Origin of the sequence: Corynebacterium sp. MSK008, from assembly GCF_030232585.1 — a bacterium.
GTDB lineage: Bacteria > Actinomycetota > Actinomycetes > Mycobacteriales > Mycobacteriaceae > Corynebacterium.
Genome location: NZ_JASPJX010000004.1, coordinates 146719 through 156768, shown reverse-complemented (window position 1 = coordinate 156768; position 10050 = coordinate 146719). Strand labels below are relative to the sequence as shown.

Here is a 10050-nt window from a genome sequence, read left to right as displayed (position 1 = left end):
ACCACGTCCGCGCCGGAGCCGTCTGCCCCGGATACCTCTGAGCCGACCGCAGCGACGCCGACCTCTGGGCAGCTGACAACTCAGCCGCAGCCGACGTCAACTACTGCGCAGCCAACGTCCGCTCAGCCGACCTCGGGCCAGACGACTACAGCTCAGCCGACCTCGGGCCAGACCACGTCCGCGCCGGAGCCGTCTGCCCCGGATACCTCTGAGCCGACCGCAGCGACGCCGACCTCTGGGCAGCTGACGACTCAGCCGCAGCCGACAACCACCAAGCCGACCTCGGCGCGACCCACCACGTCGGCACCGCAACCGACGACCAGTGCGCAGCCGGCCCCGTCGGTCAACGACTTCGCCTGGAAAACGCTGACCGTGCAAGCCGGCACCACGAAGGTGACCGTGCCGTCCCGCAAGCCGTCCACGACCGTCAACGTGCGCGTCGACGGCGATGCACCGGAGTGGCTGTCCGTCGCATCGGACGGCCAGGTTGTGGCGGCGCCGGGCCGCGACATCAAGCCCGACACGTACACCGTTGACGTGGTCTCCGAGGCAGGGGAGCGCGACACCATCACTGTCAGGGTGACGGCACCGGTCAGCGATGCCGAGCGCATTAGCGATGAGGAGTACAAGGACTCCTTCGTCCAGGCGGGTAAGACGAACTCGAGTCGCCCGCCGATCGCGACCATCAACCGCGACGGCATCGCGTACGCAAGGCAGCCGCTTCCGGCTGGCACGAAGTTCTCTACCGACAGCCCCGAGGGAACCGTCGATGAGGACACCGGCGTCGTCACGGTGAAGGCGCCGCTGCGTTACCCGACGGATAAGACCATCGATATCCCAGTCGACTTCACTTATCCGGACGGCACGACGGGGAAGGCGACGGCGGTCTTCCATGTCGACGCCGCCGCGCAGAACGAGGCCTACGCGCCTGCCTACCAGGAGGGCCTGGGCGCGCAGCCGGGCAAGACTGTTGTGGTGCCGCTTCTCGACGGCACGTTCCCCGTCAACGACGACGGCGAGAACATCGGCCAGTACGCGCTGGCCCCGGTGTACGACGAGAAGGGCAACGAGCTCGGCGCGGACCAGGCCTACAAGGGCTGGGACGTCAGCATCGACCCGGACACCGGAAAGATCTACGCCACCGCTCCCGAGGACAACCCGGAGCCGATCGAAGTCCCGGTGACGGTGCTGTACTCCGACGGCACGGTCTCGGACAAGGACAACAAACCGACGGTCGTGGCCCGCATCGCGGCGCTGACGGGCATGTCGCTGGCGCGGGCAAATTCGGCCGGCGGCTACGGCAAGCCGTTCTTCGACGCGGACGGCAACATCCGCATGTTCCCCACCGGTTCGATGCCCCCGGGTGCGACGTTCGAGCAGACCGGTCTGACGGCACTGCCGGTGGAGATCGATCCGGAATCGGGCGCGATCACCGTGAAGGTGTCGCAGGATGCCCCGGTTGGCGCGAACTTTGACATCCCGTTGAAGCTGACGCTGCCGGACGGTTCCGTGCAGGAGATCACTGTGCCGGTGGCCACCAGGTCGGAGGCCGCCAGCCAGGCGGTGTCCTGGCGTCCGGTTCGGGTCACGGAGGCTGGCACGCCGGTGACGGTGTCGCCGAGCCAGGCCCCGGCGGGTGCCACGTTCGCGCTGGCCGCGTCCTTCGATGCGCGGGGCTGGCAAGCATCCGTGGACTCGGAAACGGGTGAGATTACGGTTGCCCGCAATGGCGATGAGGATGATCCGCAGGCGGCGCTGATCCCGGTTGTGGTGACGTTCGCTGACGGTTCGCAGCGCGTTGTCCAGGTGCCGGCAACGACCGTGCGTGGCACCGCGGCGCTGACGCAGGTGGAGTACCCGCGTGTGACCATTAACGCGGGCCAGACCACCATTTTGCGGCCGAATGTCGCTGGTGCGTCGTTCTCCCTGGTCAAGCCGATCCCGGGGCTACGCACGAGGATCGACTCGGAGACGGGCGAACTTGTCGTCGCCAGTTACGACGGCACCGTCCCCGGCCCGCGCGACATTCCGGTGCAGGTCACGTTCGAAGACTCCTCGCACACGATCACGTCTGCTCGTGTTGAGGTGCGCACCAAGTCCGGCCAGGACACACTCGCCGAGAGCATCATGCTTAACGACGTCTCCGCTGTCGGCCGCCCCGACACCACCACACGAGTCACCTTGTCGGCACCCAACAAGGCAGCGGACTACCCGTTCAGCCTGGGCGATTTCGACGCGGACGGCTGGGAGGTGTCCCTGGACCGCACCCGCGGCGTGCTGGATATCTACGTCCCGGCCGGTGCCGCCGGCCAGGTCAAGGAGATCCCGGTGAACGTGCTGCTCGCCGACGGCTCCGTAGGCCACTTCAAGGTCGTGGTCGATGTGGATGGTGTGCGGGCCGGAGGGTCGTCGATAGGCGAAGGCTCTTCGAAACCCTCGCCGTGGGTGTGGGTGCTCGCGGTGCTTGGATTGTTGGGCGCAGCTGGCAAGGTTTTGTACGATAACCGAGATAATTTTCAACACTTTTTAGAGCGGTGGATGTAGGCGCATGATTCACACAGGGAAGAAAGCGATCGCGGCTGCTGTCGCGCTAGGTCTCACCGCTGGTGTCACGCTGCCGGTTACGGCCGATGCGGCCGTGGACCGGTCCAAGAGCCACCTGGTCGGCGTCACCACCGGCGCCGACGAAGGCTTCCAAAACGTGGACGTGAACAAGGGCCGCGTGTCCTGGCTGATGTACAACAGCCTCACCTACGGCCTGATGCCCACGGCGTTTTACCTGGACGCCTACGTGGACGGCACCAAAGTCGAGTTCGCGGGCGCGGACACCAAGGTGGAGTCCGCGTCCAACGACGAAGGCGACGTAGTCACCCTCACCCACACCGACCCGAAGCTCGGCGTGAAGCTCGTGCGCACCTTCACCGTCAAGGCCACGAGCGTGGACGTGCGGGTGGATTTGCGCAGCACCAGCGGCAAGAAGGACTTGAAGCTGGTGCTCACGGACGCGCTGATTGGCCGGGACCACCCGATCAGCACTTCGGAGACCCGCACGAACGAGTACACCATCGACGTAGGTGGCCGCTACCAGCTGCACACCACGTTCGAGGGCGCCGACACCACCGGCAAGGGCAAGAGTGTGCATTCCGCGGAGGCTGGCGCGAACGACGGCGAAAGCCACATCGCAGGTGTGTGGCAGCGTCACGACGAGAAGCTGAACGCACGCATGACCATCGCCGGCGACGCGAAAGAAGCACTGAAGGATTCCGACGGCGACGGTCTGCCCGACGAGTGGGAGATCAACGGCTACACCGCCCCCGATGGCACCGAGTTCCCGCTGCACCGCTGGGGCGCAGACCCCAACCGCAAGGACCTGTTTTTGCAGCTGAACTGGATGAAGTCCGAGTGGGAGACCAAGGGCTGCTCCGAAAAGCGGCAGTACGCGGCAACAGAGGACGACTTCGGCGAGTTCCTGGAGTGCGCAAACGCGAACGTGAACGTGTACCGGCCGTCTCGCCAGATCCTCAACGACCTGGTGGACCTGTTTGACCGTCGCGGCTACAACCTGCACATCGACGCGGGCGACTACTACAGCAACATCCCTGGCATCACGCCCCAGGGCGGCGCCACCATTGACTACGCGCCGATCTACTTCAAGGACGCCAACGGCCGCGCAGAGGTGCCCGGTGTGCGCCTAGTCAAGGACCGCAAGAACCTGCTCGGTGCACGCCAGTCCGTCTTCCGCGTGGGCATCATCGGCGACCAGCAGGAGGCGGGAAACCTGTCCTCCGGCAACGGCCTGATCTCCGACGGCGCGTTCTACGTGGCCAAGAACTACCTGATGACGTCCCAGGAGCAGATGCGCAACACCATCCTCCACGAGTTCGGCCACAACCTCGGCCTGACCCACTCGGGCGCGTCCGCGGTGCCCAAGCCGAACAGCGCCTACGTGCCTAAGTACAAGTCCGTGATGAACTACCTGTACCAGTTCAGCCACTTCGACTACTCGGACACGAACTCCACCGCCAACGACGGCATCGGCATCCCGCAAGCCTGCTTCAACGGCAACGCGAAGTGCTACACCGGCGCCTACGACATCGCCGCGGACTGGGACAACCTGGACATCGTCAACGGCGAGATCGCCAAGGCCACCGGCTCCACCGGCGTGTCCGAGGACCCGTCGGAGTCCGGCCACAGCCACCCGAAGGTGGACGAACTCGTGCTGCTGGCGGCGGAGGAGAACAACGGCAAGGCCGGCATCCGCGTGCTTGGCGAGCGCGAGGGCGTAAAGAACGTCATCATCGCCAACCGCTCCGACTCCAAGGTGCACCTGGAGCTGTCCAACCTGGGCATCGACCTGCACGAGTTCACGCTCCAGGTGGACTACCCGGGCGGCAAGTTCCGCAAGACCTACCCGGTCGAAGGCGCACTGACCGAGCACGGCAAGCTCAACGTCGAGGTGCCGATTGCCAACACCGCCGGCTACAAGGATTCCTCCATGCCGGTGAAGTTCCGCGTCTTCAACGCCGACGGCCACCTGGTCGCCGAGGAGACCAACGAGTTCTCCGTGCTCAACTACACCACCGAGCAGATGGACGAGCTGGTCAAGGAGCTGGAGAGGAACAACTCCGAGCACCTCCAGGCCGCGCGCGACACCGTGGGCAAACAGGACCCGGCGAAGCCGACCTTGGCCCAGCCCGCACCGGTGCCCACCACTGCGAACCAGCCGGTGCAGCCCGGTAACCGCGGCCCGGCCGTGACCGAGCTCAACGGCGCGACCCAGGCGAAGCCGACCCCGAAGCCGGGCACGGCCCCCAACCAGAACGAGCCGACCCCGAACACCCAGGCCGGCGAGACCGGCCAGGGCGGCCAGGGCGGCAAGGAGTCCGGCAGCAGCGCCGGCACCATCGTGGGCGTGATCATCGCGATCCTGGCGGTTGTCGGCCTCGGCGGCGCGGCAGCTGTCATGGGCGGTTTCATCTAAGCGCCGCCGCTGGAACGGCCGCCGTAATCCTGACAGATTACGGCGGCCGTTTTCGATGACCTGGGCCGATGGGGCCCGCCTGACAGATTCCGCCGTGAAGTGTCGGCGGGCCAGCGGCCTCGCTCGGTTCCCGCCGCCCCGGCGGATTAATTCACTGCGCGATGAATAGATCTGCCTCAGATTTTGGGCGACCTGCGGAAAATGAACAAATCAACCGCCAAAAGGGGATTTGTTCACCGACAGCACCCGGCCGGGGTGAACAAATTTGGGAACGGCGACCTCACCCTAGAACCACGTCGCTGGGCGGACCTTGTTGGCTAAGTCCACCAGCGCGTACCGGTGCTTCGGGTACGGCGCCACCCGGGCCTGCTCCCGCAGCGTTTGGGCCAGGCCGCGGCGCAGGCCCCGGATGGTGAAGGGGTACTCGAAAAGCGCCACGTTTGTGGAGGCTTGGTGGGAGCGCAGGTACGTCAGGCCGGCCTCGATGACGGCGACCTTGATCTGCAAAAAGCGCGGTTCGGTGGAGGGGATCTGCTCGAGGCGGCGGGCTGCGAGCCGGATGTGCTCTTCAGTGGTGCCCTCCGCAACCAGACACAAGATGGCGGTGAGCTGCGCCATCCGGTAGTGGCGCGACGCGTTCGGCACCTTGTCCAGCGCCTTGATGGCCAGGTCCACCTCACGTTCGCACATGAGCATGCGCGCCAGGCCGAAGGCGGAGGAGACGGTGGTGGGGTTGGTCATCCACACCAGGGCGTAGAGGCGGGTGGCGTGGAAGCGCAGGCCCTCGGGTGAGGTCGCGGTCAGTGACCAGGTGCCGTCTGTCGCCCCGGCGGAGGCCATGCGTTCGAACACGGCGTCCGGCACGTCGCGGAGGTGTCGGTCGAGGCCGGCGGCGGCGGGCGCGAGCTCGTCGTGAAGCAGCTCGCTCGATTGATACCCGCCTTCCTGCAGGAGGAGCTCGCTGACTGCGGCGAGCGCGAGTTTCGGTGCGGCCTCGCCGGGCAGCTGATTGAGCACCTCGGAGAAAGAGGTCTTAGCGGAGTTGAAGTCGCCCAACAGTGTCTCCACAACGCCCGCGTACCAGAAGTAGCGCCAGTTGCCGCCGAAGCGCTCCGAAAGTGAGCGCAGCCAGGTGCGCGCCTGGGTGGTCAGGCCGAGGTCGAGCATAGTGCGCACGACTCCGAAGGGGATCTCCACGGAGTGCTCGTACTGCGGTGTGGTCATGGCTTGGCGCAGCGTCTCCAGCGTTTCGCGCGGCTCGGCGTAGGAGGAGCCCTGCAGCATGGCGGCGCCGACGTCGTCGCGGTTGACCAGCGGCGACGGCAGAGCGGCGACGACTTCCTGCGGGGTGATGTCCACGCTGCGGGCGATTCCGTCGATGAGCTGGTCGGTGCGGAAGACAAGGTGCTTTGTGCCGAACGTCGTACGTTGCGGGGAGAACAGGGAGTGCTGCGCGGGGTAGGTGCGCCCGTCGCGCACGGCGACGATTTCTCGCAGCACGCCGAGCATCTGCGCCTCCAGCTCGATCAGGCTGGTGAAGCGCTGCGCCGGGTCCTCGTTGCAGCAGCGGGCGAGCAAACGGTACAGGGAGGTGTATTGGCGAAACAGCGGCTCGTCGATGGGGGAGGGCAGGCCCGGGTCGTACACCCCGTCGGTCTGCGGCAGGTCCACCACCAGCGAGGCCAGCGTGCGGCCCACCGTGTACACGTCGGAGGATACGGAAGGCCCTTCGGTTGCCACCTCCGGCGCCTGGAACCCCTTCGTGCCGTAGATGAACCCGTAGGCGCCGATGCCGGAGACCGCGCCCATGTCGATGAGCTTGACCTGGTCTTCGGTGACGATGATGTTGTCCGGCTTCAGGTCGTTGTACACCACGCCGCGCGAGTGCAGGTAGTCCAGCGCCGGCAGCACTTCGAGCATGTACGCGATCGCGATATCGGGTTGGAGCACCTTGCTTGTCGACGCATTCCGCCACGCCCGCAAACTCGGCCCGCCCACGTACTCCATGACAGTGAACCCGCCGGGCACGCGCGGGTCGTCGATGAAATTGAAGATCTGCACGATGCCGGGGTGGGTCATCTCCGCAAGGAACTCGCGCTCGGCCGCGGCAGCCGCCGCTTCGTCCGGGTTGTCTGTGGAGTGCAGCCCTTTGAGCACCACCACGCGCCCGGCCACGTGGTGGTCTTGCGCCAGGTAGATCCAGCCCATGCCGCCGTGGGCGATCACGCCCATGATTTCGTACTGGCTGGCCACCACGTCGCCCGGGTGCAGTGTAGGCGGGGCGATGCCCTTTTCCACCACGGCTGGCTCCGGGTCGATCAGCGCCTCTTTCGGTTCGGTGGGCTCCACCCAGGGCAGCTCAACCATGCCGTCGGCGACGACGCGGGTGGCGCGGCGGGTGCCGCGGCGCTCGCGGAACGTGTCGAGGGCGAGCCTGCGCGAGCGCTGGGAGGTGTCCTCGCGGTTGCTGCCCTTGCGCAGCTCGTCCAAGTCTTTGAGCAGGCCGGCCATTTCGCCCATGGCGGAGTAGTCCGTCTCATCGTCGGCGAAGGGGTCAAACGCTACCGCCTCGGTGCCCGGCTCGGCGTCATCCTCTTCGTCCGCGAAGGGGTCGAAGGCTACCGCCTCGGTGTGCTGTTCCAGCGGGTCCTGCTCATTGCGTTCCGTGCTCACTGCCCCTCCTTGCGGTACATCAGCGGTGGCGGGGAGGACTCCGCGATGGAGCCTCCGAGCCAGGTGGAGTAGAGCTGCGACCACGTGCCGTCGTTACGCATCCGCTCCAGCGTCGTGTTGACCTGCCTCACCAGGTCCGCCTGGCCCTTCGGGATCCCCACGCCGTAGTACTGCGAGGCCAGCGTGCCCGGCAGGATCTTCGCGTACGGGTCCTGCGCGGACAAGCCCGCCAGGATGGAATCGTCCGCCATAATCGCGTCCGCCTGGAACTGCTGCGTAGCCATTAGGCAGTCGGACCAGGAGCGGGTGCGCAAAATCTCCGAATGCGGTGTGAACGTGCGCGCGATCTGGGTCAGGTTCGTGCCGTCGACGATGCACACCGTTTTGCTGCCCAGCTGGTTGATGTCGTCCACTCCCCGGTCCCGCGGCACCAGAACCCGCACGCCAGAGGTCAGGTACGGGGTGGAAAAATCGATCGACTCCGCGCGCTCCCGGGTAATGGACATGGTGCGGATGACAATGTCCACCTCGCCGTTGTTCAGCGCCTCGGCGCGCGCCGCCGAGTCCACAAACCGCAGGTCCAGGCGGTTGATCCCGGTGCTTTCCTCGTCGAAAATGTCCTCCGCGATCGCGCGGGCGAGGTCCACCTCCAGCCCGCGCAGCTCGCCGCTGGCGGTGTCGCGGAACGCCAGCAGGTACAGGGACTGGTCGATGCCCACCACCAGCCGGCCGCGGCGCTTGATGCGGTCTACGTTCGGGGTGGCTTCCTCGGCCTCGCGCGGATTGAGCGAGCCCTCCCAGTCAAATTTCGACGACACATAGGGCTCCGCCGGCACCCCCTGCGCGCCTTCGAGTGTCGCGCCGGGAGGCAGCGGCAGCAGCTCGCGGGTGGTGGAGGTTTCCTGCTCCGGGGCGATGGTGGCGCGCACCGGCGACGGCTCCTCGGAGCAGCCTGCCAGCGCCAGCACCGCCACCGTTACAGCCGCCGCGCTCGCGGCCCACGTCGTTCTCATAGGTACTCACCCAGCCTTCTGCGGATACCCAGCCACGTGCAGACCACAGCCAGCATGGACAAAAGCGCCACCACCGCGGAGACCTGCCGCGTCGCGTCCAACGAGGCGTCGATGTAGGCCTGCGTGCCCTCCCGGGAGGAGGCGATGAGTTTAGACAGCGTCGCGTCCAGGTCCCTGAACGGCGTCTCGCCCGCCCCGCCGCTGGTAACCAGCAGGTCTGCCGCCTGTTCGTAGCTACCGGAGTTCAGGGCGCCGACCAGCTCGTTGTGCTCGTAGGCCCAAGTGCGCAGGGCGTCGCGTGCGTCGTCGATAAGCTGCTGCTCCCCGCCGTACTCCTCAGCCGTTGCGAGCGCCGCGCTCACCGACGCATAGGTTCCGTCAAACGCCCGCGAGGAGTGCACCACCGACTGGCGGCGCAGCAGCGCGAACGTCTCGTCCGTGCGCGTCTGCAGCGCGTCGAAGCGGGCAACGGTGAGCTCCTCCCAGGGCTTCGCCGCCCTCTCATACTCCACCGAACCGTTGCGCCAGGACTGGTAGTTCGACACAGCGGCCCAGCTCAGCGCCACCACCACCGCGAGGGTGCCGGCGAGAAACCCCTTGTTCAGGCGGCGGCGGAATACCCGCCACAGCCACCACTGCGTGAGCACGAGGAACCCGAGTGCCGCGACCAGGCCGGACAACGGCACCCACTGCGGCTCGGACAAGCGCCGCATCTCCTTCGCCACGTCCTCGCGGGTCAGCGCGTTGATCTCGGAGGCGGCCACCAGCATGCGGGTGCGCATTATGCTGGACGCCTCGGACATGTAGGCCACGCCCACCGGGTTGCCCATGCGCTGGTTCACCCGGGCGCGCTCGTTTAAGCCCGCGTAGACGGGAAGGTCCCGCTGGATTTCGCTGACCAGCTCCTCGATGCGCTCGCTGGTGGCGGTGTCGGCCTCCACCGCGCCCTTGTAAATCTCGCTGGCGGAACTGACCGCGGTGTCCAGCGCGGCGGAGTAGGCCTGCACGTCCTCGTGCGACAGCGGCCCGGGCTGGACAAACCCGCCCGCCGCGATGGTGTCGGCGCGCAGCAGGGAGGTGGATAGCAGGTGGGCGGCCGCGCTCATCGGCTCCGTGGCCTCGCGCACCGTGTCCAGCGACTGGTTGCGGCTGGACATGGACTGGCTCATGGATAGCCCCGCCGCGAGCAGCATGGTGGTCAGCAGCACCATGACCACGATGATCTTGCCCGGGGTGGTCTGCGCGAACGCGTGGCCGCGCCGTCCCATTCTTAAGGGGCCGGCGAGCGGGCCGTGGAGGACGCCGTGCAGCCGCGGGTGCGCCGGGCGCGCTTCAAGCTCGTCGAGCCACGCGTCGTCGCTCGGCCTGCTTTGCGTCACCATT

5 protein-coding genes are annotated in these 10050 nt (G+C 66.8%); 2 read left to right on the top strand and 3 right to left on the bottom strand.

Features of this window, described 5'->3' with window-relative positions:
* Positions 1-2544, top strand: a 2544-nt coding sequence (locus QP996_RS04770) for a Rib/alpha-like domain-containing protein (RefSeq protein WP_284871495.1), incomplete at its 5' end; no start/stop codon positions are given.
* A gap of 4 nt (positions 2545-2548) precedes the next feature.
* Positions 2549-4981: a hypothetical protein gene (locus QP996_RS04765; protein ID WP_284871494.1), complete on the top strand. Its 2433-nt coding sequence runs from the start codon at positions 2549-2551 to the stop codon at positions 4979-4981.
* Between the two features lie 285 nt (positions 4982-5266).
* Here QP996_RS04765 and QP996_RS04760 read toward each other — a convergent pair whose 3' ends face one another.
* Genes QP996_RS04760 through QP996_RS04750 form a run of 3 tightly spaced genes read right to left on the bottom strand, consistent with a single transcriptional unit; the run spans position 5267 to position 10049 of the window.
* Positions 5267-7654, bottom strand: a complete 2388-nt coding sequence (locus QP996_RS04760; protein WP_284871493.1) for a serine/threonine protein kinase — start codon at positions 7652-7654, stop codon at positions 5267-5269.
* Positions 7651-8667, bottom strand: coding sequence for a glutamate ABC transporter substrate-binding protein (locus QP996_RS04755; RefSeq protein WP_284871492.1), 1017 nt, complete (start codon positions 8665-8667; stop codon positions 7651-7653). The genes QP996_RS04760 and QP996_RS04755 overlap by 4 nt, the downstream gene beginning before the upstream one ends.
* Complete coding sequence (locus tag QP996_RS04750) at positions 8664-10049, bottom strand: GlnX family signal transduction membrane protein (RefSeq protein WP_502870113.1); 1386 nt, start codon at positions 10047-10049, stop codon at positions 8664-8666. The genes QP996_RS04755 and QP996_RS04750 overlap by 4 nt, the downstream gene beginning before the upstream one ends.
* Between the last annotated feature and the right edge of the window lies 1 nt (position 10050).